Annotated in this window: 20 protein-coding genes and 1 riboswitch; of the genes, 10 read left to right on the forward strand and 10 right to left on the reverse strand. The window is 62.8% G+C overall.

The window, feature by feature from the left end; all coding sequences use genetic code 11:
* The first annotated feature begins 15 nt into the window (after positions 1-15).
* The 5 genes from ATK23_RS12550 to ATK23_RS12570 all read left to right on the forward strand — a co-directional run bounded on the left by ATK23_RS12550 (position 16) and on the right by ATK23_RS12570 (position 5415).
* A complete protein-coding gene (locus tag ATK23_RS12550; protein WP_066143290.1) occupies positions 16-2073 on the forward strand; it encodes an ATP-binding protein in 2058 nt (685 codons plus the stop codon).
* On the forward strand, positions 2070-2597 hold the full coding sequence (locus ATK23_RS12555; RefSeq protein ID WP_066143284.1) for a MaoC family dehydratase: 528 nt from the start codon (positions 2070-2072) through the stop codon (positions 2595-2597). The genes ATK23_RS12550 and ATK23_RS12555 overlap by 4 nt, the downstream gene beginning before the upstream one ends.
* Positions 2590-3390, forward strand: coding sequence for an HpcH/HpaI aldolase/citrate lyase family protein (locus ATK23_RS12560; protein ID WP_066143282.1), 801 nt, complete (start codon positions 2590-2592; stop codon positions 3388-3390). The genes ATK23_RS12555 and ATK23_RS12560 overlap by 8 nt, the downstream gene beginning before the upstream one ends.
* Before the next feature lie 33 nt (positions 3391-3423).
* Positions 3424-3957 (forward strand): hypothetical protein, encoded by a 534-nt coding sequence (locus tag ATK23_RS12565; protein ID WP_066143281.1) that lies wholly within the window; start codon positions 3424-3426, stop codon positions 3955-3957.
* Between the two features lie 156 nt (positions 3958-4113).
* Positions 4114-5415, forward strand: a complete 1302-nt coding sequence (locus ATK23_RS12570; RefSeq protein WP_066143279.1) for an MFS transporter — start codon at positions 4114-4116, stop codon at positions 5413-5415.
* A 92-nt stretch (positions 5416-5507) separates the two neighbouring features.
* On the opposite strand, the gene ATK23_RS12575 is transcribed toward ATK23_RS12570, so the two are convergent.
* The 4 genes from ATK23_RS12575 to ATK23_RS12590 all read right to left on the reverse strand — a co-directional run bounded on the left by ATK23_RS12575 (position 5508) and on the right by ATK23_RS12590 (position 7324).
* Positions 5508-5945, reverse strand: a complete 438-nt coding sequence (locus ATK23_RS12575; RefSeq protein WP_066143277.1) for a DUF6069 family protein — start codon at positions 5943-5945, stop codon at positions 5508-5510.
* Between the two features lie 98 nt (positions 5946-6043).
* Positions 6044-6454, reverse strand: a complete 411-nt coding sequence (locus tag ATK23_RS12580; protein WP_245858413.1) for a DUF6069 family protein — start codon at positions 6452-6454, stop codon at positions 6044-6046.
* A gap of 157 nt (positions 6455-6611) precedes the next feature.
* Positions 6612-6944, reverse strand: a complete 333-nt coding sequence (locus tag ATK23_RS12585; protein ID WP_066143271.1) for a DUF202 domain-containing protein — start codon at positions 6942-6944, stop codon at positions 6612-6614.
* The gene (locus ATK23_RS12590) at positions 6941-7324 is read right to left on the reverse strand and encodes a YidH family protein (protein WP_066143268.1); all 384 of its coding nucleotides are present in this window, start codon (positions 7322-7324) and stop codon (positions 6941-6943) included. The genes ATK23_RS12585 and ATK23_RS12590 overlap by 4 nt, the downstream gene beginning before the upstream one ends.
* Before the next feature lie 149 nt (positions 7325-7473).
* Between ATK23_RS12590 and ATK23_RS12595 the strand changes: the two genes are divergently transcribed.
* A complete protein-coding gene (locus ATK23_RS12595; RefSeq protein ID WP_066143266.1) occupies positions 7474-8520 on the forward strand; it encodes an MBL fold metallo-hydrolase in 1047 nt (348 codons plus the stop codon).
* Positions 8517-9866, forward strand: a complete 1350-nt coding sequence (locus ATK23_RS12600; RefSeq protein ID WP_066143264.1) for an MFS transporter — start codon at positions 8517-8519, stop codon at positions 9864-9866. The genes ATK23_RS12595 and ATK23_RS12600 overlap by 4 nt, the downstream gene beginning before the upstream one ends.
* Before the next feature lie 35 nt (positions 9867-9901).
* Here ATK23_RS12600 and ATK23_RS12605 read toward each other — a convergent pair whose 3' ends face one another.
* The 4 genes from ATK23_RS12605 to ATK23_RS12620 form a co-directional block, all read right to left on the reverse strand.
* Positions 9902-10828: a LysR family transcriptional regulator gene (locus tag ATK23_RS12605; RefSeq protein WP_066143261.1), complete on the reverse strand. Its 927-nt coding sequence runs from the start codon at positions 10826-10828 to the stop codon at positions 9902-9904.
* 121 nt (positions 10829-10949) lie between these two features.
* A complete protein-coding gene (locus ATK23_RS12610) occupies positions 10950-11555 on the reverse strand; it encodes a hypothetical protein (RefSeq protein ID WP_066143258.1) in 606 nt (201 codons plus the stop codon).
* A 477-nt stretch (positions 11556-12032) separates the two neighbouring features.
* Complete coding sequence (locus ATK23_RS12615; RefSeq protein WP_066143255.1) at positions 12033-13262, reverse strand: acyl-CoA dehydrogenase family protein; 1230 nt, start codon at positions 13260-13262, stop codon at positions 12033-12035.
* Between the two features lie 25 nt (positions 13263-13287).
* Entirely contained in the window at positions 13288-14526 is a 1239-nt protein-coding gene (locus tag ATK23_RS12620) for an acyl-CoA dehydrogenase family protein (RefSeq protein WP_083515650.1), read from the reverse strand.
* A 48-nt stretch (positions 14527-14574) separates the two neighbouring features.
* Positions 14575-14665: riboswitch (SAM riboswitch) on the reverse strand.
* A 216-nt stretch (positions 14666-14881) separates the two neighbouring features.
* On the opposite strand from ATK23_RS12620, the gene ATK23_RS12625 reads away from it, so the two are divergent.
* On the forward strand, positions 14882-15238 hold the full coding sequence (locus ATK23_RS12625; RefSeq protein WP_066143252.1) for an SdpI family protein: 357 nt from the start codon (positions 14882-14884) through the stop codon (positions 15236-15238).
* 93 nt (positions 15239-15331) lie between these two features.
* Here the strand turns inward: ATK23_RS12625 and ATK23_RS12630 are convergent, their stop codons facing one another.
* The gene (locus tag ATK23_RS12630) at positions 15332-16693 is read right to left on the reverse strand and encodes a GntP family permease (RefSeq protein ID WP_083515649.1); all 1362 of its coding nucleotides are present in this window, start codon (positions 16691-16693) and stop codon (positions 15332-15334) included.
* Positions 16694-16984: 291 nt separating this feature from the next.
* A complete protein-coding gene (locus ATK23_RS12635; RefSeq protein ID WP_066143249.1) occupies positions 16985-18046 on the reverse strand; it encodes a CdaR family transcriptional regulator in 1062 nt (353 codons plus the stop codon).
* Positions 18047-18407: 361 nt separating this feature from the next.
* On the opposite strand from ATK23_RS12635, the gene ATK23_RS12640 reads away from it, so the two are divergent.
* Positions 18408-20171 carry an ABC transporter permease gene (locus ATK23_RS12640; RefSeq protein WP_066143247.1) on the forward strand — a complete coding sequence of 588 codons (1764 nt, stop codon included), beginning with the start codon at positions 18408-18410 and terminating at the stop codon, positions 20169-20171.
* Between the two features lie 11 nt (positions 20172-20182).
* Positions 20183-21322, forward strand: coding sequence for an ABC transporter ATP-binding protein (locus ATK23_RS12645; protein ID WP_066143244.1), 1140 nt, complete (start codon positions 20183-20185; stop codon positions 21320-21322).
* The last annotated feature ends 26 nt before the right edge of the window (positions 21323-21348 follow it).

Consider the following 21348-nt stretch of genomic DNA (forward strand, 5'->3'; position numbering starts at 1 on the left):
TGCGAGGAAAGAACCATGACTGCCAAGCTCTTTGATACCGTCCTGATCGCCAACCGCGGGGAAATCGCGGTGCGCATCATCCGCGCCCTGCGCCGCCTGGGCATCGAATCCGTCGCCGTGTACTCCGATGCCGACGCGGGGGCGCTGCATGTGTCCGAAGCCGACCGCGCGGTGCGCATCGGCGCGGCCCCGGCCAATGAAAGCTACCTGGACATCGACGCGGTGATCGCCGCCTGCAGGCACACCGGCGCCCAGGCGGTCCACCCGGGCTACGGGTTCCTCTCCGAGAACGTGGACTTCGCCCGCGCCTTGGAAGCCGCCGGCATCACCTTCATCGGCCCGCCGGTGAACTCGATCAACCTGATGGGCGACAAGATCCGCTCCAAGAACCATGTGCTCTCCCATCAGGTGCCGGTGGTTCCCGGCATCGCCGAACCCGGCCTGGGCGACGAGCAGCTGCTCGCGGCCGCCACGGATGTCGGCTTCCCGCTGCTGATCAAGCCCTCGGCCGGAGGCGGCGGCAAGGGCATGTTCGCGGTGGAATCCGACGCGCAGCTGCCCGAGGCGCTGGCCAGCGCCCGGCGCACCGCGCGCAGCGCGTTTGGCGATGACACCCTGTTCCTCGAGCGGCTGGTGCGCAATCCGCGCCATATCGAGGTGCAGATCCTGGCCGACAAGCACGGGAACACCGTGCACCTGGGCGAACGCGAATGCTCGTTGCAGCGCCGCCACCAGAAGGTCATCGAGGAGGCCCCCGCCCCGCTGTTCGAGAACCTGGAGCACGGCGCGCAGATCCGCGAGCGCATCGGCGCCGCCGCGGTAGCCGCCGCGCAGTCCGTGGGCTACGTCGGCGCGGGCACCGTCGAGTTCCTGGTCAGCGACCAGAACCCCGACGAGTTCTTCTTCATGGAAATGAATACCCGCCTGCAGGTGGAGCACCCGGTCACCGAGGAAGTCGTGCGGGTCAACGGCGAGAAGCTGGATCTGGTGCAGTGGCAGGTGCGCATCGCGGCCGGCCAGGCGCTGGACTTCACCCAGGACCAGGTAGCGCTGTGCGGCCATGCCATCGAGGCCCGGCTCTACGCCGAGGACCCGTCCTCCGGCTTCCTGCCATCGGTGGGCACCGTGCTGCGCGTGAGCGAGCCGGAGAATGTCCGCGTGGATTCCTCGCTGCGCGACGGCCTGGAAATCAGCGCCCACTACGACCCGATGCTCTCCAAGCTCATCGCGTGGGGCGAGGACCGCACCGAGGCGCTGGTCCGGCTGGATCAGGCGCTGGCCGGCACCGTTGTGCTGGGCGTGCTGGCCAACAGCGAGTACCTGCGGCTGCTGCTGGCGGATACGGATGTGGCGGCCGGACGCCTGGACACCAACCTGATCGAGCGGAAGCTGGACCAGTTCGCCTTCCGCAAGCTCGGGCCCCGCGAACTAGCACTGGCAGCGCACTTGGAAGAACGGCGGAGCCCCGCGGCGAACACTCCGTGGGGCCTGCGCGATGGCTGGCGGTCCCAGCATCGCCGGGCCAGCATCCAGTACTTCGATGCCGAGGAGGCCGAGGGCAAGACCGCGCTGCTCAGGGAGCAGGATGCCAGCTTGGTGCGAGTAGGCGGCGAAGAATTCACTGTGCGCCAGGAACCGGATGGAACCCTGTCCGTCAACGGCCAGCGCACAGCACTCCAGCACGCCTTCGCCGAAGACGGCACGCTGTGGCTGTGCGAAGACGGGTGGACCGCGGCGGTGCGCAAGCTTTCCCGCGGAGAAGTCCTCGAACGCCACCTAGTCACCCTCGCCATCGAGTCCGGGACCTTGTCCCCGCATGTCGAATCCCCCATGCCCGGCACCGTGATCAGCGTGCAGGTTGCCGATGGCGATGAGGTCGCCGCCGGCCAGCTGCTGCTGAGCATCGAGGCGATGAAAATGGAACACCAGCTCCTATCCCCCGCCGATGGCATCGTGCGGATGACCGGCCTGAAGTCCGGGGATCTGGTCAAGGCCAAGCAGGTCGTGGCCACCGTGGAACCAACCGAGCCAACCGGCACAACCGAAGCGAAGCATCAGGAGCAGGACGCATGAGCGAGAAAACCCCCACCCGCCTCGAGCAGCGCGGCGGCCTCTACTTCGACGAGCTGCAGCTCGGAGCCACCTACGTGCACAAGCCCGGGCGCACCCTGACCGAGGCGGACAACGTCGCGTTCACGACGATGACCATGAACAACCAGGGCCTGCACCTGGATGCCGCGTGGGCTTCCACCCAGCCCTTCGGCAAGCCGCTGGTCAATTCGCTGCTGACGCTGAGCACGATGATCGGGCAGTCGGTGGGCCAGCTGACCGAAGGCACCATTGTGGGGCAGCTGGGCATCAACGACGTGAAGTTCCCGCATCCGATGTTCCACGGCGATACGCTCTACACCGAAACCGAGATCACCGCGCTGCGCGAATCCAAGTCGCGCCCCGGCCAGGGGCTGGCGTCCATGACGCACACGGGCCGCAACCAGCACGGCGACATCGTGGCAACCGCCACCCGCACCTGCCTGATGTGGACCAGGCAAGCGCATCAGGACTCACTGGAAGCCAAGGGGGAAAATGCCAATGGCTAGCTTCCTGATGGGTCCTTCCCTGCTGTTCTGTCCGGCAGACCGCCCCGAGCGCTATGCCAAGGCGGCGCAGCGCGCCGACGCGGTCATCATCGACCTGGAAGATGCGGTGGCCCCCGCGAACAAGGACGCTGCCCGCAGAGCCTTGGTGGAGACCCCGCTGGATCCCGAACGGGTGATTGTGCGCGTGAACCCGGTGGACAGCGAGCACTTCGCCAAGGACTTCGAAGCGCTGGAGCAGACCGCCTACCACACCGTGATGCTGCCCAAGTGCGAGTCCTCGAAGGATCCGTCTGCGTTGGCCGGATACGACGTGCTTGCGCTATGCGAAACTGCCAAGGGCATCACCAATGCCGGACAGATCGCCGGGGCGCCGAATGTCGTCGCACTGATGTGGGGTGCCGAAGACCTGATCGCCTCGCTCGGCGGCACCTCCTCCCGTGGCGAGGACGGCAGCTACCGCGAGGTGGCGCGGTTCGCGCGGTCGCAGGTGCTGCTGCATGCGGCCACCCACGGCAAGGCGGCAATTGATTCCGTGTACCTGGACATCCCCGACCTGGAAGGCCTGGGCGCAGAGTCCCGCGATGCCAAGGCCTCGGGATTCGCGGCAAAGGCCTCGATCCACCCCAACCAGATGCCGGTCATCCGCGAGGCGTTCGCGCCCACTGAAGCAGAACTGGATCGTGCACGGCGGATCCTTGACGCGGCCAAGGAGAATCCGGGGGTGTTTGCCTTCGAGGGACAGATGGTCGACGAACCGCTGCTGCGCCAAGCCCGGGCCGCCTTGGGCAGATAACCCGTTTTCCGCCATGCACTAAAGTGTGTAGCAATGACCGCCGACAGCTGGCCAACGGAGGTTCACATGGCTGTGGTGAAGAAACCCGGTGCCGATGCCCTGGTGTACTTCTGGTTTGCGATTTCACTAGCCGTGCTCGGTGTAGTGATCGGGCAAATCGGCGCGGTCATGATGCTAAACGGCACGTTGGAGCTGAACGTCCTGAACGTGACCACGCTGCACCTGGTCGCCTGGGGCTGCTATGCCGGAGCGGTGATTTTCACCATCGTGGTCATGCACAAGGCCCTGGCAATGCTGATCTATCTGGTGCACCACCAACGCCCGCTGCCTCCACGCAGGATGCCGGTGATCCGCGATGCCCCGGTCACCGCCCAGACTTCCGAGACGAGCCCAGTAAGCCACGCATCAGCTGGCCCGACGGACCTGGCGGATCCGCTTGGCAAGGATGAGCTGCCCTCCGGGTCCAAGCCGAAAACCTTCCCGCGGCAGGCGCTGGGTGCACTGCCCGCGCAGGACCGGTGGCCTCGCAACCGGCGCCAGAACTCCGGCAAAGGCGACCCCGCCTAGCGAACCCTGCGGCCACTGCGCTTCGGCAATTGCAGCAAGTCCCGGTAATGCAAGACGCTCCATCACCTTGGAGTGTCAATATTTGTTCCACGGGTGTCATGAACTTCAATGCCCGCCAAAGCCGCTGCAATGCTTTAAGCATCGTCTATAAGGAGCGTGCGATTGAGTTCCCGGAAACCATCGCGGATCCACCGAGCGTGGCTGGTCGCCATCGTGACCACACTGGCACTCGTTGCCACGGCGGCATTCCGCTCCACCACCGGCGCGTTCTTCGAACCGCTCGAATCTGAATTCGGCTGGCTCCGCTCCCAGCTGTCAACGGCGGTGACCATCAACCTGGTGTTCTACGGCCTGGCAGCACCCTTCGCCGCGACCTTGCTGGAACGCTATTCCATGCGCAAGGTGGCTGCCATTGCCCAGGCGCTGGTGGCTTCGGGCGCCGGATTATCGGTGTTCATCAGCCAAATCTGGCAGTTATGGATACTCTGGGGCGTGCTGGTTGGTCTGGTAACCGGGGCGATGGCTCTGGTATTCGGTTCCGTGGTGGCCAACCGCTGGTTCTCCGAACGCCGCGGCTTGGTGATGGGTATCTTCTCCGGCGCGAACGCCGCCGGCCAGCTGGTGTTCCTGCCAAGCATCGTGGTGATCATCGAGCAGTACTCCTGGCGGATCGCGGCCCTGGTAGTTGCCGTCTTCGCGGTGCTGATCATTCCGTTGCTGCGCTGGCCCTTTGCCAACTCCCCTGCCGAAGCCGGGGTGCTGCCCTATGGCGCAACCGATGCCGTGGACACGCCGGCAGCCGAACCCCAGCAGGGCTCGATGGCCGCTGCGACGCTCAAGGCCCTGTTCTCTGCCTCGCGCTACCCGGCATTCTGGGTCTTGGCGATGACCTTCTGGATCTGCGGCTGGTCAACCAACGGCCTGGTGCAGACGCACTTCATCCCTGCGGCGCATGATCATGGCATGCCGGCCACGACCGCGTCCGGGCTCCTGGCGCTGGTTGGCATTTTCGATATCCTCGGCACCGTGTTCTCCGGGTGGCTGACCGACCGTGTACGCCCGTGGCTGCTGCTTGCGGTGTACTACGCGCTGCGCGGGCTCTCGCTGATGTTCCTGCACTCGCTGATGGGTCCCACCGTCGAGCCGCTGCTGTGGATCTTCATCATCTTCTACGGCCTGGACTGGGTGGCCACGGTGCCTCCTACGGTGGTGCTCTGCCGCCAGTACTTCGGTCCGGTCAAGGCCACCGTGGTCTTCGGCTGGGTCTTCGCCTTCCACATGATCGGTGCCGGCGCAGGTTCGCTGACCGCGGGGCTGTCGCGGGAAACCACCGGCAGCTACCTGGCCGCATGGATCACCGCCGCGGTGCTGTGCTTCTCGGCGGCCGTGAGCCTGCTGTTCCTGCCGCGCATGCGCAAGGCCTACGAAGATCCGCAGCTCGAACAAGTCGGGGTGTAACCACACGGCACCACTGCGGCACAGCCGCTTAACGCAACAACCTTGCAGAGCAGCTCATTGCTGATCGTTCTGCGAGGTTTTGCGCATCAGGCTCAAGCCACTGCTACGTCCTTGGAAGGAACGTGCAGCTTCTTGTTGCCGTAGTGCACGGAGAAGAACCAGCCGATGCCGGTCACGATATGGATCAGGCTCAGGCCCACTGCGGTAGCTGCATCCGCTGCGTGCATGATCGGGAAGGCGATCGATGCGACAGCTATAACCAGGCCGACCCACTGCGCGATCTTGCAAATGTCCTTGTTTGCCCGTCCAATCAGGAATACCACCAGGCCGAAGAACAGGATCGGGATCAAGGTGAACTGAAGCAGGTGGTCGAAGGCGACAACATCGGTTGGATTCGGACCGATCCGGCGGGATGCTCCAGCGGCGCCAGCCAGGAAGAAAATGATGACGTTCAGGTAGCTGGTACCCAGCGCACCGATAATCACCTGAGTGAAATTGAATGGGCTGTTGGGCTGTCCCTGAGCCGTCATGGCGCTCCTAGAATTGTTGAAAGTTCTCAACCATTCTATTCCTGACCGCCTGTGCCGCGGCTCTCAATAACCCGTGAGAACCTCGACACTTAGCATGGCTATATGTTTTCCAGCTCCGCGATCTCGTTGAACTTCCTGTTCGAGTAGTTCACCGCGATATACCAGGATGCCGCGACCACCAGGTGCATAAGCGTCACCGTCAGGGCGGTCCCCCAGTCCTCGGCGAAGAACCACTGCACCACCGCCGAGGCCAGCACGACTGCAACGCCGATGACCTGGGCGAGGCGGCAGAACCCCGGCTTGGCCCGGCCGATCAAGAAGGTCAGGAACCCGAGAACGAGAATCGGCGGGGCGGTGAAGCGCACGATATGGATGAAATCCAGATTCTGAAACAAGCCGCCGGAGTACTCCATGGATGCTCCGATGACCCTGGCAATGAAATAGGCCAAGACGCTCAGCGACATGGCCCCGAAAGCCGCAATCACCACCTGGGCGAAATTGAACGGCATCTTGAATCTAGCCTCAGCCTGCATCGCGAATCATCCCCTTTTACGGCGAATTCGAGCTGAACCGGTAGTTCCACTGTACGCCTGCTGAGGGGAATTGGATCCGTCGATTTTCCGATGCTTTAAGCAGCGGCATCAACTGCACGCGGTCGCACCCTGACTAGTTCGGGCTGAGCACCAGGAATAGTGCATATCCGCCCAGCGCGCAGAGCGCCAGCGTGGTCATCAGCACCGCCACCACGTCCGCCTGGACCTTCTCATGCTTGACCCCGAGGGCCATGCGCCGATACCGCGCACGCTGCGAGATCAGGATTCCCAGAGCCATCGACGAGGACACCGCGATCAGCAGGATCATGCCGATGCCGTAGTGCGGCAGCCAGCGCAGGAAAACGGCCGAGACCACAAGAAAGGAAACCATCGTGCGATTCCACGCGAAGATGGTCCGCTCGGGCTGCAGGCCCGCATCGGCGATCTCGACGGGTTCGTTCTTCACGAGCCGAGCGACCAGAAGATCATGACGATGGCCGCCAGCGAGGCGACCACCGCGCCGAAGGCCAGCAGCGGGACGATGGCGGGAATCGGCAGCGGGCGGCCGGTGCGCATGCTGCGTTCCACGCGGACCCAGCGCACCGCGGCCCCGGCGGCGATCAGGATGCCGACGCCGATCACCAGCACCGCCAGCCAGGTGCGCAGCGGCGACGGGAACGCCTCGGCGGCGAAGGCCTCCAGCGCTGTGCCGCCGGCAAGGAACGCCAATGAGGTGCGGACCCAGGCCAGGAAGGTGCGCTCGTTGGCAAGGGTGAAGCGCGGGTCGGGCTCGCTGCCGTGCGGCAGCAGCCAGCGTGAGATCCGGCTGCGTTCTGGCTCGGACATGACCCTCCTTGGTGTACGTCGATGCTATGAGCATACCCAACCAATCATCGGTGAAACCTATTTAGCTGGTTGATAAAAACAGTTTTACGGATGTGATCCAGCGCATAAGAATTGAATGCAGCACTTGAACGAAAGAAAGGGCGCATTCCATGGCCTCCACCAATCTCAATCCCCACGTCGTGACGCTGGGCACCGCCGGCGGTCCGCGCTGGTGGATCGGCGAGAACGCCGGCAAGCGCGCAGGCATTTCCACCGCCGTCGTAGTGGGCGAGAGCGTCTACCTGGTGGATGCCGGAACCGGCGTGGGCAACCAGCTGATGAAGGCAGGATTCACCCCGGCTAACCTTCGCGGCATCTTCCTCACCCACCTGCATTCGGATCACACCATCGACCTGGCGTCGCTGGCCATCTTCGGCATGTTCACCCTGCCAGCCGGCAAGGCCCCGATCTCCATCATCGGCCCGGGCGACCGCGGCGCCCTGCCGCCAGCGTCGCCACGCGCCACCACCGCACCGCAGCCGGTCTTCACGCAGAACCCGACCCCGGGCACCGCTTCGATGTTCGAGCACCTGATGCAGGCCTACGCCACTGATCTGAACGACCGCGTGATCGACGCCCTGCGCCCTTCCCCGTTGGACCACTTCATCGCCTCGGACATCGAGATTCCGGCCGGCACCGGGTACCACCCGAATGCCAACCCGACCCCGGCGGACTTCGCGCCATTCGAGATCTACCGCGACGAGCTGGTCACGGTGACCGCAACCCTGGTCAAGCACCCGCCAATCGCCCCGGCCTTCGCCTTCCGCTTCGACACCGCCGAAGGCTCGGTGACCATTTCCGGGGACACCTCGCCATGCCGGAACCTGGTGGCCCTGGCGAAGGACACCGACCTGCTGCTGCATGAAGCCATCGACTTCGACTGGGTGGAACGCGCCTACGGTTCGGTGGGTACCTTGGAAGCCCAGGCGTCAATGGACCACCACCGCGCTTCGCACACCTCGCCGGAACAGGCAATCGCGATTGCCCACGAAGCCGGGGCACGCACCCTGGCCCTGCACCACCTGGTCCCCGGAACCACGCCCCTGGCAGTCTGGGAGGCCCACGCCGAGAAATTCTCCGGCACCTACCTCGTGCCCAACGATCTGGACACGATATCCTTTTCCCGCGTCACTAGTGAAATGGCGGCAGCACGATGAGCAGCACCCTTAACAACCGCAGCAGCGTGGAGGCGCCAATGAAGGTCCCCTCGCTGAACTCCCCGCAGATGCGCCGGATCCTGGCTTCCAGCTTCATCGGCAGCGCGATCGAATTCTACGATTTCATCCTCTACGCCACCGCGGCCTCGCTGGTCTTCAACAAGGTCTTCTTCGTGGGCCTGACCCCGGGCGTGGCAATCTTCGCTTCCTTCGCCACCCTGGCCGTGGGCTACCTGGCCCGCCCGCTGGGCGGCATCATCTTCGGCCACTTCGGCGACAAGATCGGGCGCAAGGGCGTGCTGATCACCTCGATGGCCATGATGGGCGGCGCCTCGACGCTGATCGGACTGCTTCCGCCCACCGCGCAGATCGGCATGCTGGCCCCGATCGCACTGATCACCTTGCGCGTCGTCCAGGGCCTGGCCGTGGGCGGCGAATGGGGCGGCGCCATGCTGATGGCCCTCGAGCACGCACCGAAGGAACGCCGCGGTTTCGCCGCGAGCTTCGCGAACATGGGCGGCCCGGCCGGCGCTGTCATGGCTACCCTGGCAGTATCGGCGGTCTCCATCATGCCCAATGAGCAGTTCCTGGCCTGGGGCTGGCGCATTCCGTTCCTGATCAGCATCGCGCTGGTGGGCATCGGGCTGGTCATCCGCCTGAAGGTCACCGAATCCCCGCTGTTCCTAGCCCTGGAAGACAAGGCCGAAGAGCGCAAGACCCCATTCATGGAGGTCATCACCAAGTACCCGAAGTCGGTCATCCGCGGAACCCTGGTGGGCATGAGCTCCTACACCGTGCAGGGCCTGATGACTGTCTGGGCCATCTCCTACGTGGTCGAGGAAGTCGGTTTGGACCGCACCGCGGTGCTGAACATCAAGGCCATCGGTGCCGCATTGACCGTGGTGGGCATCTGGGTATCCTCGCGCTACTCCGACAAGCTGGGCCGCCGCCCGGTCATGATGGTCGGCATCCTCGCCGGCGCCGTGGCCGCCCTGCCGATCATGTGGATGCTGGAACTGGGCCAGCTGTGGCTGTTCGCCATCGCCCTGTTCGTGGCCAACGGCATCATCCAGGCGTTCATCTTCGGGCCGTTCGGCGCGTTCACCGCCGAACTGTTCCCCACCCGCATCCGCTACACCGGCGCCTCGCTGGTCTACCAGCTCTCCTCCACCGTGGGTGCAGGCTTCACCCCGATGATCGTTGCCGGCCTGGTGCTGCTCGGCGGCGGATCGCTGTGGATCGCCGGCGGCGTCTGGGCGGCCGCGTTCATCGTTGCCGCGCTGGCCATGCGCGGCATCAAGGAAGGCCGCGACGCGGACCTCGGAGCCGAGGAGATGAGCCACTAGAACCTTGGTACCTGGAGCGCGGAGCCGGCTGGAACCTATGGGTTCCGGCCGGCCCCGCGTTCTTTCTCTGCCCCGGTTTCCTCGCAGAAATCCAGGAACGCGCGCAGCCGCAGGCTCGGGCGTTCCGAGGCGGTATAGGCCACGCAGATGTCGCTGACCCCGACCTCGCCTTCGATCTCCAGCACCGACAACGGCAACCCGTCGTAGCTCAGGTTGACCGGCGGGCGCTGCACCAAAACCGTGTAGCCCAGCCCGCGGGCCACCAACCCGCGCACGGCCTCGAAGCTCTGCGAACTCCAGCGCACCTTCGGATCAAGGCCCGACATGCGCAGGTTCACCAGCTGGTTGTCGCGCACCGTGGGAATATCCAGGGAAACGAAATCGTCATCGGCCAGCTCGTCGAGCGCAACCGAGGTGCGGTCCGCCAGCCGGTGGTTGCCGCCTACCAGCACATAGGGACGGCCCGACATCACCCGGCGCCAGGAAACCTGCGGCAGCAGGTGGCGGGTATGGGTGAGCACCGCATCCAGGTGGCCCTTGAGCATGCGTTCTTGCAGCTCGGCGCCATCGCCTTCCACCAAGGTCACCTGCAGGTCCGGGTGGACATTGGTGAAGCGTTCGCAGATCACCGGGATCCAGAACGCTGCCAGCGAGGAATAGCAGCCGATCACCAGCGGGCCCGAGAGCTTGGTCTGGCGCTCGACAATCAGGTCCTGCACCTCTTCTGCATGGCGCACCAGCGCCCGCGAATCCAGCAGGAAGTCGGTGCCGACAGCGGTGAGCACCACGCCTCGGGCGCGGCGGCGCACCAGCAGCTGCGAGCCGACGGCGCGTTCCAGCTCGTCCATGGACTGCGACATGGCGGCCTGGGAAATATGGCACTGCTTCGCCGCGGCGGAGATGGAGCCCAGTTCCGCGACGGCGACGAAGTACTGCAGCTGGCGCAGGGTGTAGTTGATCACCCGCCCAGTCTAGCCAGCGGGCGAATCGCCGAATGGTCAGGATCGCCAATATTAAACGCGAGAGGCGCCCCTCCTGCGGGACGCCTCTCGCTCATTTTGAACCTTGATGCTTTCTGTCGCCTTACTTTTCAGGACGGATCACTGAAGGTCCGATTGCTTTACTGGGCAAAAATCCGAGGTACGGCTTAAGCTCCTCGCCGAGAAGCGGGCGGACGCCCAGTACTTTGCGTCGCTGCCAGTCGATCTCGTCCACTACAGAGAGAATCCGGGCCCCCTCGTGTACGAAACCGGCAATGGTTGACAGTATTATCCCCTTTTTCGCTAGAAGATACTCAATATTCGAAGACGCCACCTGCCAGAACCCACTGAACCGGTAATCTTTATGTCGAGCAGGATCAAAAAGCTCGGTATCGCGTCCCGATTCAATGAGTTTGCGATTGATTTCTTCAATGTATCCGGCATTGCTCGCGATAGTCGGATCAAAAAACATCGATGCCCCTAGCTCCTCTGGCGCCTTCGGAACTCTAAGAATCGGCACGTCGCACGGGATAGAGACCATCTTTCGCGCCTCAAGGGCTTCGATGCTCGCTACGGTCACCTTTGGCAGCTTAGTCCCTGAAACCACCTCCAACATGCCCGCGGCAATCAGCCTCCGAGTACCGTCATTGCCAATTTCCAGGCGGCGACTCGCTCCGGCAATCGACACAGGCTTTTCAGTCGGATTCATATCAATCTCGTTTCTGTACTAGTTACATCAGGTAAATACCTGAACACAGAACCTATCATACATATCTATCGTCAAAACCTATAGACAAAATCAAACATTCGATCGATCTTAATGCCTTAAATGCCCCTTGACCTGAAGTAATGTGGAACGAAAATTTTCACGATATCCGTCAGAAAGGATTCGTAGGTCTCCCTAAGGGAGCCTGATCTCGCCGATGGAACGCTAGTGCAATGGGACCAGACACAACCGTCGCAATTTTGCCCTGTTTGGAAGACGTGAAGTCCCACAAACTCCGTTCACTGGTGTTTCTAAGCCACTTGTCGATTTATTAGTCCGCTCTTTTGGATCTTGTCTTGGTCGCAAGATGAGCATCCAATTCTGTGCCGACCGCGTCTCTTTCGAGGATAATCTCAGACAGCTAGAACCCGACAGGCCCAGCATCGGCAAAGGATGCTGGACCCGCAAAGACCATGGAGCCTACTTTGATGCACCAATCGCCCACACGCGCGGAAGCTCGGTGCCGTTGACCGCCAGGTCGCCAATCAACCGCGCCTTGAATACCCAAGGGTTGTGGTTGCCGGCGGTACGGGCATTGCGCCAGTGCCGGTCCAGGTTCTTGCTCACGCTCGTGGCGCTGGCAGCCAGTGCATCGAAGGCATGGGTGATGGCATTGAGCACCAGCGGGGTGAGCACCACCTGCGCCTGGGCGCTGGCCAGTTCGGCGGCATCGTTGGCCGCCTCGTCTGCTTCCGCGCTCGCCTCTCCGGTATGCAGTGCCAGCGCAGTTTCATAGGCTCCCTGCAATGCCGTCGAAACGCGTTGAACCGTCGCCGCGGCGGCGAAGGATGCAGCGTAGACCTCGCCGATCACCTGCAGCAGCTGCGGATCTTCGGCCGCCACATTGGCCGCTGCATGGCTGAAGGTCCGCTTGCGCGCCTTCAGCTCGGCGGCGAAGTCCCGCTCTGCCGCTTTGGCGGAGCCGGCCAGGACCGCCAGCAGCACCTGCTGGTAGAACGCGGTCTGGTACTTGAAACGGGTATCGAAGTCGATCAGGTCTTCCTCGGCCACCACCGCATCGGTGAACGTGGAGGTTCCGGTACCCGTGGTGCGCTGGCCGAAGCCATCCCAGTCATCGGCCAGCTCGACACCGGGCTGGTGGCGGTTGACCGCGGCGATCACGCGCTTTCCGGTATCGGTGCGCTCGGCATAGGTGTCCAGCCAGTCAGCGAAAATTGATCCGGTGGAATAGTACTTGGTTCCATTGATCTTGAAGCCGCCCTCGCCATCCGGGGTGACCTTGGTGATCACGTCCCCGACCTTCACCGTTCCAACCTCGGTCCACGAGTTGCCCACCAGTTCCCCGGCGGCGAAGCGGGCCAGCCACTTGTCACGACCCGGACCTTCTGCGGCCACCAGCCGGTCCTCGACGAAGGCGAAGTGCGCACGCAACGCCTGGGCGATATTGGAATCAGCGGCCGCGAGATCCACGAACAGCTCGAAGAGCTCAGGCAGGGTCGCCCCGGCACCGCCGTGCGATTCCGGGACCCGGACTGCGCCGAAGCCGGCGGCAGCCAGGTCGGCCACCGCCTGGTAGGGCAATTCTCCGGTGCGGTCGCGTTCGGCAGCTCCCTGCGCGATGTCCGCGAAGAGCGGTGCAAAACGGGCTTTGAGTCCGGCGAGCCTAGTGCCAGTTGCAAGTACAGTCATCGTTGAATCCAATCCGTTCGAAATTCTAGGTGTAGAGCGAGAGCGGCTGGGATTCCCCACGCAGGAAGTACGCGCCGACCTCGATCTTCTTGTAGTCCACCGGGTCGTGCAGCGAGTGGGTGCGCACATTGCGCCAATACAGATCCAGCCCCACCGAGCTCGCGGTCGAGGATGATCCGGTCACCTCGAAGATCCGGTTCGCCACTTCGACGCCCACCTCGGTGGAGACCACCTTGGCTTCGGCAATTTCTACCGCCAGCGCTGCCCGCTCGGGCTGGGTGACGTCTCCGGCCTTCGACAGTAGGGCATCGAATTTCCGGCCGAGCTTCTCGGTCAGCGCCACCACCGCGGCGGTGCGGGCCTTGAGCTCGCCGACGGTCCGCTGGAAAATCGGATCCTGGGAGTAGGTGTCGGCCTGCGAAAACAGCCAGGCGTTCTTGCGGCCCAGCAGGATCTGCTTGCCGCGCTCCAGCGCTCCTTCGGCAATGCCCAGGTAGGAGTTCGCGAAAGCCAGCTGGATGCCCGGGGTGAGCAAGGTGGACACCGGTTCGTCGGTGACGAATCCGAGCAAGTCCTCGGCTTCAAGCCTGACGTTGTGGTACTTCAGCGAGTTGGAGGCACTGAGCCGCTGGCCCAGGTAGTCCCAGTCCTCAACGATTTCCAGCCCTTCGATGTCGCGGGGCAGCACGAAGGCGAGAATCTGCCCGTCGTATTCCCCGCCTTGGACCAGCGCGTTGATGACGATGACCTCGCCAACACCGGAACCGGTGGAGAACCGCTTGGCCCCGTTCAGCCGGTACCCATCCCCTTCGACGCTCAGCGTCAGATCCGGGTCAACCGGATTCACCGAATCGCCCCAGAGCCAGCCGCCTTCCACGGTGCGTTGCCACCATGTGCCTTGCGCTTCCGCCGGAGCATAGAAGGCAATGCCCGACTGGTTGATGTAGTGGTAGGCCAGCAGCTGCGCGATGGAGCCATCCGCCGCGGCCAGGATGCGGACCACCTCGAAGGCGGTTTCCCAGTGGGCACCTGCTCCGCCGTATTCTGCAGGCACCAGGAGGTTCAGCAAGCCGGCCTCGCGCAGCAGCTGCACCTCGGCGAACGGCTGCTGGTTATTGCGGTCGCGTTCCAGCGCGTCCTTGGCGAGCTTGCCTGCCACCTGCTGGGCGACTGTGCGCCACTGCTCCAGCTCGGTTTCGCTGGCGTTCCCGATATAGGGGACTCGGCGTAGTCCGGTGTCTTGTACGGCATCTTGCACTGTCATCTTCTTCTTCCTTGCGTTGCAGGTTCCGAAGGACGCAGGGTCCCTGCGATTCCATCGATCCTGGCGTTAGCACTACCTGCCGGATGCAGGCTTGCTGCGGCGTCGCGGAGCCAGGTCTCTCAGCCGCTCTGGATGGGTTGTGCTCCGAGTCAACCACTGCCGGCAGCAGTCTTGGAAGGGCACTGTCATACGAGGGAACGGCAGGACAAAATACGTCATCTTCGAGCCTCCTGCCTGCCTGATCGATGGCAGCGCGGCCGTCATATGACCCTTGAATGACGAAATCTGAACTCGGGAACTGCTCTACCTCCGAATAGGATGGCTGTTCACGGCGAATAGTCAGAACAGGTGGAACGTGGATCCAGCAGGCTTCATCCCCTTCATGCTCGGGTTGCTGGGCATCACTTTGGTGGCAGCATTCCTCGCACCCATGGCCCGGGATGGAAAGCTCGCGCGCAATGCGGCCATCGGCATCAAGACGCGCCATACCTTGGCCAGCGACGAGGCCTGGCTGGCAGGGCATCGGAAGGCTGCGTCGCTGATGGCCGCGGCCTCCTGGGCCGGCTGGGCCATGCTGGCCGGTGCAGCGATTCTCTGCGTGCTGGGCCAGTTCGGTTTCGCCTTCGCCACAACCGGGGCCGGCTATCTCGCCGTCATCACGTTGCTGATGATCTCGGCCGCAAAAGCGAACAGGGCCGCGCAAGGCGTCTAGCCGGCATAGCCCGGCCAGTCTGCGGCCGCATAAAGAAACGGATCGCACCATCGGCAGATGGTGCGATCCGTTGTTTGCTTGGCCAGCATCCTGCTACAGCAGTACGGCTCCCAGGAGCAGTACCGTCAGGAAGGCGGCGGTACCCTGGATGGCGGTCGCCACGCTCAAGGTCTTGTATGCGGTAATTACCGGAATGCGGCTGAGCTGGGAAACGACCCAGAAGTACGAGTCGTTGGCGTGCGAGACAACCATCGCACCGGCACCGACGGCCAGTACCGTGAGCACCATGCCCAGTTCCGAGCCCAGGCCCAAGGAGCCGAGCATCGGCGCGACCAGCGCGGAGGTGGTCACCATGGACACGGTGGAGGAACCCTGCGCGGACTTCAGCGCAGCGGCGATCAGGAACGGCACCGCCAGGCCCAAGCCCAGGCCGCTGAGCGAATCCGAAAGAATTGTGGTCAGATCCGAGGCCGCCAGCACCGCGCCGAAACCGGCACCGGCGCCGGTGATCAGCAAGATCGGGGCAGCGGTGCGCACGGCTTCATGCATCTGCTCGTTGAAGACCGACAGCTTGCTGTCGCCGCTGAGCAGGAAGGTCGAGGTGATCAAGCCGAAGATCAGCGCGATCACCGGAGTACCGATGAAGGACAGGATTTCCAGGGCGATGCCTTCGCCGAAGGGGAGCGAAGGCAGCTTCGCGATGGAGGCGGCGCAGATCAGCACGAGCGGAACCAGGATCGGCATGAAGGCCAACGCCGGGTGGGGCAATTTGCCGAAGCTTGCGCGCAGCTGCTCGTAGTCGAGTTCGGAGAGGTCGTCTTCGCCTTCGCTGGGCAGCGGAGTCCACTTGGACTTGTTGAAACGGCTGGCGTAGGCCAAGCCGGCCAGCGCCGAGATGGCGGCAACTGGCAAGCCGACTGCGATGATCAGGCCCAGGTTGTCGGCAACACCGATGCTCTCGGCTGCGGCCAGCGGGCCCGGAGTCGGCGGCACCATGGTGTGGGTTGCGTACAGGCCGGTCATCAAGGCGATGGAGGTCGCCAGCGCGGAGACTCCGGTGCGCAGGGTGATGGCTTTGCGCAGCGAGTTGAGCACCACGTACCCGGAGTCGCAGAAGACGGGAATGGAAACGATGTAGCCGATGATTGAGAGCGTCAGGTTGGGGAACCGCGTGCCCAGCACCTTGATCAGCGCATCTGCCATGGAGATCGCGGCGCCGGATTTCTCCAGGATGACGCCAATCATTGTTCCGAACAGGATCACCAGACCGATGTTGCCCATGGTGCTGCCGAAGGCCGTGGTGACCGTCGAGGCCACATCGGCCAACGGAATCCGGTAGGCGAAAGCGGCCAAGATGGCGGCGCCAATGAGGGCGAGGAATGGGCTGATCTTCAAGCGTGCCGTGACCATCACGATGGCCACGACAAGGATCAGCAGAACAAGCAGTTCATACACGGCGGGTTGGCTCCTTTGCCAATAACGGTAGTGCTCTGCGCCTGGCCCACGGCGGCAGAACCGGCGGACCAGCTCTGTCGGCAAAGCTGCTCAAGGCTTTGCCCGTTGGGCTAGATGCCTCCGTGCCGCCACGGAATTCGGGCGCAAAGATCGATCATCCTGCCAATATTAGGTAAAGCTGTCCCGGATGCCTATGGGCACACGACCATATTTACCTGAGTTCATAACGTTCAATGTGTGCAAATATCCCGCTAGCTGCAGTCCTGGCGACGGCATCCCGACGCTCGGGAACTAGAAAATATGCAGCTGGCCCAGGGCAACTCTGGCGTAAATTGCATGCTGGAGTTTCAGGGACTCGCTGGATTGCCGAATGTCCACACCACTGATCTGGCTGATCCGCTCAAGCCGTTGCACCAAGGTGTTGCGGTGAATATGCAGATCCGTGGCAGCTTGGCTCATCGATGCAGCCGTCGACACCACCAAGAGGGTTTTGGCCTGTTCCTCATTGAGCTGTTGCGCCGGGGCAGCCGCATGTTCCAGGCTGCGCGCTGGGGTGCGGGCGATAGCCACGGCAATTTCCCGGCTCCACATTCGGCGTTGGGCGTAGCGCGGCACGAGTGGCGGATAGCCCAGCAGCGCGCGCAGCGCCTCGGTTTCAGCCATGAGGTCCGCTGCCGTTTCCACCGGCATGGAGACGAGGAAACGCTCCTCATCCATGCGCTCTTCAGCGAAAGCGGGCTCGTGGGTGGCGCGTAGCCTCCAGTACGCACCGGAAAGGCTGATCCAAGACGTGCGATGGTGTTCCTTGGCCGGTTCTTCGAGCAAAGGATCCTCGACGCTTCGCGGGAGCCATGCTTCGATGCACTTGGGCCCGCGCAAGCCGTGGGCCGCCAGCGAGCGGTCGATGACTTCGGGGGCAACGCGGCCTGCGATCAGCGCAGAAATGATGTCTCGGGCCTCGGTCTCGCGGCGCGCACTGCGCGAGTGCTCATAGTCCTGGGCGAAGAGCAATTGCACCGTCAAGGCAATCAGGCCGGCCAGCGGCTCCACCTCATGCGGAGCACCGGTCACGCCAACAACTCCGCACAGCTGGCCGTTCAGCGTCAGAGGGACGTTGACCCCTGGCAGGGTTCCCGCGGAACCGTCAGCCTGGCTGACCCGGATGATGGCGTTGCGACTGATTGCCTCGGCGCTGCCGTCGTGGTGGGTGCCGATTCGCGCGGCATCGGTCGAAGCGATGATGACCCCGTGAGCATTCATGATGTTCACGTTGCGGTTGATGGTCGGAGCAATCGTGTCGACAACTTTCTGCGCCAATGCGCTGGCCAGCCGCGGTTGCTCCTTTTCGCTCATGAGCTCATCCTATCGGCTCGGGAGTGCACCAACATGAAACATAAGCGCACACAAGCAATTAAGGTTCCGGGCTGACAGCAACAGTTACTCGAAGCATCATCAATAAACCACCCGCAGTCACAGCCATGTGATCGCCATCACCAGCCAAGGGAACTGATGCGCCGCGGTAAAGCTAGAAAATTTTCCAAGTCAGAAAATACATTTATTGCTTGACAGTGCATTAGATCACACGCAATATGTTTATAAGCTTTCGGCCAAACAGCATCTCGGATATTTGTTGCGCTTGCCCGGATAGAAGACATGGGGAGTAGAAGTTGTGAGAAAAATCAGGTCGTCCGGGGCATTGCTAGCCCTCTTTCTCTTGTTTATCTGCGCTTTCTTCGGTTATCCGCTGGCAATGCTCATTTACGGCACTTTCCGCAGCGGACAACCGGGCACCGAAGGCTCGTTCGGCCTCGCCGGCATCGTCGATGCCTACGGTGATCCCGCGACATGGGAGACCCTGTGGGCCTCGGTCATCTATGCCGTTGCGGTGCAGTCCATTGGCATCATTGGCGGATTCATCTTTGCTTGGATTTCCATGCGGACCAAAACTCCTGCCGGCAAGGCCATCACCCCCGTCATGGTCACCATTTTTGCCATACCGACGCTTTTCTTCGCGATCAGCTGGGGCATGATGACCTCGCCTACCGGTTTGCTGACCCAATTCTTCGGTGTCTCCGCAGACGGCTCGCCACGCCTGGATGCGTATTCCTGGGCCGGTTTGATCATCGTCAGCGGGCTGAAGGCAATTTCGGTGATGTACCTATTGCTGCTCGGTCCGGTTCGTGCGCTGAACCGTTCGCTCGAAGAAGCCGCACTGCTCTCTGGTGCCAACCGTGTCCGGCTCTTCCTGGATGTAAACATCCCGATTCTGCTGCCGACCCTGTCCGGTCTGGCCATCCTCGGATTCGTTAACTCCCTAGGCCAGCTGGATGTCGCCCTGATCCTCGGCGTTCCAGCGGCAATCTATGTCTTCCCTACTCAGATTTATGATTTCCTGGCGACGACGCCCATCCGCTACGACTCGGCCAGCGCGTTGGCACTGTTGCTGATCGCCGTCATCTACATTCTGGTGGCCATCCGCTCCAAGGCCATCGGCAACCGCAACTTCATCACTGTGACCGGCAAAGCCTTCCGCATTGAGAAGGAAGAGATCGGCCGTTGGAAATGGGTCGGCTTCAGCCTGTTCATCGGATACGTCGGTGTCGCACTGGTGCTTCCGCTGCTCCAGCTGATCATCGGCTCCTTCCAACCGGTGCTGGGAGTTGCCGGCTTCACTTTCAAGCACTACATCGGACTGTTCGAGTCCTCGAAAGTCGTCCGGGCACTGGAAAATACCTTGATCATGGGTGTTGTCGGCGGGCTCCTCGCAACAATCCTGGCCGTGTTGATTACCTATGTCGCCCTGCGTAGCAAGAGCCGCTGGGCACAGGTGCCAGAACTCATCGTCTGGGCCGTGGTCGCGGTGCCGGGCATCGTCCTCGCCTTGGCCATCACGTGGGCATACCTCAGCATCCCGGGCCTGAAAAGCCTCTATGGCTCGATCTGGATCGTGCTGATTGCGCTGGTCATCGTGGTCACCCCCATCGCGCAGCGCGCCACTTCAGGCCCGGTGGGCCAGTTGGGCGTCGAGCTGGAGGAATCAGCCCGCATCTGCGGCGCTTCCGCGCCGAGGATGCTGCTGACCATCGTGGTGCCGCTGATCGGCCCGACCTTCCTGGCTTCCTGGTTCATCACCGGCGTGATGGCGGCGGGCAGCCTGGATATTCCGATCCTGCTTTCCAGCGCCAAGACAGAAACTGTATCGCTGCTGGTCTACAACTACTACACCCAACTGGGCAACGGCTCCACGGCCGCAGCGTTGCTGCTGTTGCTGCTGGCCCTGCTCGCGGTCGGTGGCGGTCTCCTCATGGCCATCGGCGCACTGTTCAAGAAGGCCAACGAGAGCAGGACCACCCGCCGCGGACGCCTTGTCGATACCGCAACACCCACCGATACCTTCGATCCAGCACTTTCCAAGGCCCTCGAAGCAGACAACGATCCAACCACCTTGCGTCGAGTCCCGACCTCCGTTTCCAAGTGATAGGAAATTCCATGGCACACGTCAGTATTGAGTCGCTAGAAAAAAAGTACTCGCCCAAAGCGCCAGCTGCAGTGGAATCACTGGACTTGGAAATCAAGGAAGGCGAATTCCTGACCCTGCTCGGCCCCTCCGGCTGCGGCAAAACCACCACCCTGCGCTGCGTCGCTGGCCTGGAACGCCCCACCGGCGGCCGCGTCTCCATCGGAGGCAAGGTCGTGGACGACCCGGCGCACCGCACCCACATCGCGCCGGACAAGCGTGACATCGGCATGGTTTTCCAGAGCTACGCCCTCTGGCCGCACATGTCGGTGGCCTCCAATGTCGCCTACCCGCTGAAGATGCGCAAAATCGGCATCGACGAACGCGCACGCCGCGTCCGCGAAGCACTGGACATGGTGGGCCTGTCAGAATATTCCAGCCGCATGGCCACCGATCTTTCCGGCGGCCAGCAGCAGCGCGTTGCCTTGGCCCGGGCCCTCGTGGCGACCCCTCAGCTGCTGCTCTTCGATGAGCCGCTGTCCAATCTGGATGCCCGATTGCGCCAAGACATGCGTTCGGAATTGCGTGAAATGCACAAGCGCGTCGGCACCACTTCCATCTACGTCACACACGATCAGGAAGAGGCGGTCTCGCTGTCCACCCGAATCGTGCTGCTTAACAAGGGCGCGATTGAGCAGGTCGGCAGCCCGCGCGAAATCTATTGGCACCCGGTCTCCCACTTTGTGGCCGATTTCGTTGGATACGACAACTTCATCGAAGGCACCGTTGTCGGCGCCGACCAATATGGAGTCAAGGTTTTGCTGGAAGGCACCGAAATGCGCCTGGTCTGCCCACCGCGCAATGATGTGCATGAGGGCCAGCGTGTCGATGTCGCTGTCCGTTCCTCCTCGGTCATTCTCGGCCCACCCGCGGCCGACAAGCCGAATGCCTTCGAGGGGCTGATTACCGACGTGATGTACCTAGGCGATGACTTCATCTACGAGCTGCAGCTCGGCCCGCATAAGGTCACCGTTTCCATTCGCACCGCCGAGGTCGCCAACATTTGGCCAACCGGCGCACCGAAAGTCGGCGATACCATCTCCGGCGCCATTTCGCCCGACTCCCTGGCTTGCCTGCCTGCTCTGCATGCCAACGTCCCGGCCATGGCCTGAGACACGACGCAGCCGGGCACCACACC

It is taken from the genome of Glutamicibacter nicotianae (assembly GCF_002797775.1).
Lineage (GTDB): Bacteria > Actinomycetota > Actinomycetes > Actinomycetales > Micrococcaceae > Glutamicibacter > Glutamicibacter nicotianae.

Coding starts and splice junctions, on each gene's coding strand:
- ATK23_RS12590 (WP_066143268.1), bottom strand. CDS start 7,324: ATGTCCGAGCCAGAACGCAGCCGGATCTCACGCTGGCTGCTGCCGCAC.
- ATK23_RS12645 (WP_066143244.1), top strand. CDS start 20,183: ATGGCACACGTCAGTATTGAGTCGCTAGAAAAAAAGTACTCGCCCAAA.
- ATK23_RS12560 (WP_066143282.1), top strand. CDS start 2,590: ATGGCTAGCTTCCTGATGGGTCCTTCCCTGCTGTTCTGTCCGGCAGAC.
- ATK23_RS12615 (WP_066143255.1), bottom strand. CDS start 13,262: ATGACTGTACTTGCAACTGGCACTAGGCTCGCCGGACTCAAAGCCCGT.
- ATK23_RS12565 (WP_066143281.1), top strand. CDS start 3,424: ATGACCGCCGACAGCTGGCCAACGGAGGTTCACATGGCTGTGGTGAAG.
- ATK23_RS12575 (WP_066143277.1), bottom strand. CDS start 5,945: ATGACGGCTCAGGGACAGCCCAACAGCCCATTCAATTTCACTCAGGTG.
- ATK23_RS12580 (WP_245858413.1), bottom strand. CDS start 6,454: ATGCCGTTCAATTTCGCCCAGGTGGTGATTGCGGCTTTCGGGGCCATG.
- ATK23_RS12595 (WP_066143266.1), top strand. CDS start 7,474: ATGGCCTCCACCAATCTCAATCCCCACGTCGTGACGCTGGGCACCGCC.
- ATK23_RS12635 (WP_066143249.1), bottom strand. CDS start 18,046: ATGAGCGAAAAGGAGCAACCGCGGCTGGCCAGCGCATTGGCGCAGAAA.
- ATK23_RS12550 (WP_066143290.1), top strand. CDS start 16: ATGACTGCCAAGCTCTTTGATACCGTCCTGATCGCCAACCGCGGGGAA.
- ATK23_RS12620 (WP_083515650.1), bottom strand. CDS start 14,526: ATGACAGTGCAAGATGCCGTACAAGACACCGGACTACGCCGAGTCCCC.
- ATK23_RS12555 (WP_066143284.1), top strand. CDS start 2,070: ATGAGCGAGAAAACCCCCACCCGCCTCGAGCAGCGCGGCGGCCTCTAC.
- ATK23_RS12600 (WP_066143264.1), top strand. CDS start 8,517: ATGAGCAGCACCCTTAACAACCGCAGCAGCGTGGAGGCGCCAATGAAG.
- ATK23_RS12610 (WP_066143258.1), bottom strand. CDS start 11,555: ATGAATCCGACTGAAAAGCCTGTGTCGATTGCCGGAGCGAGTCGCCGC.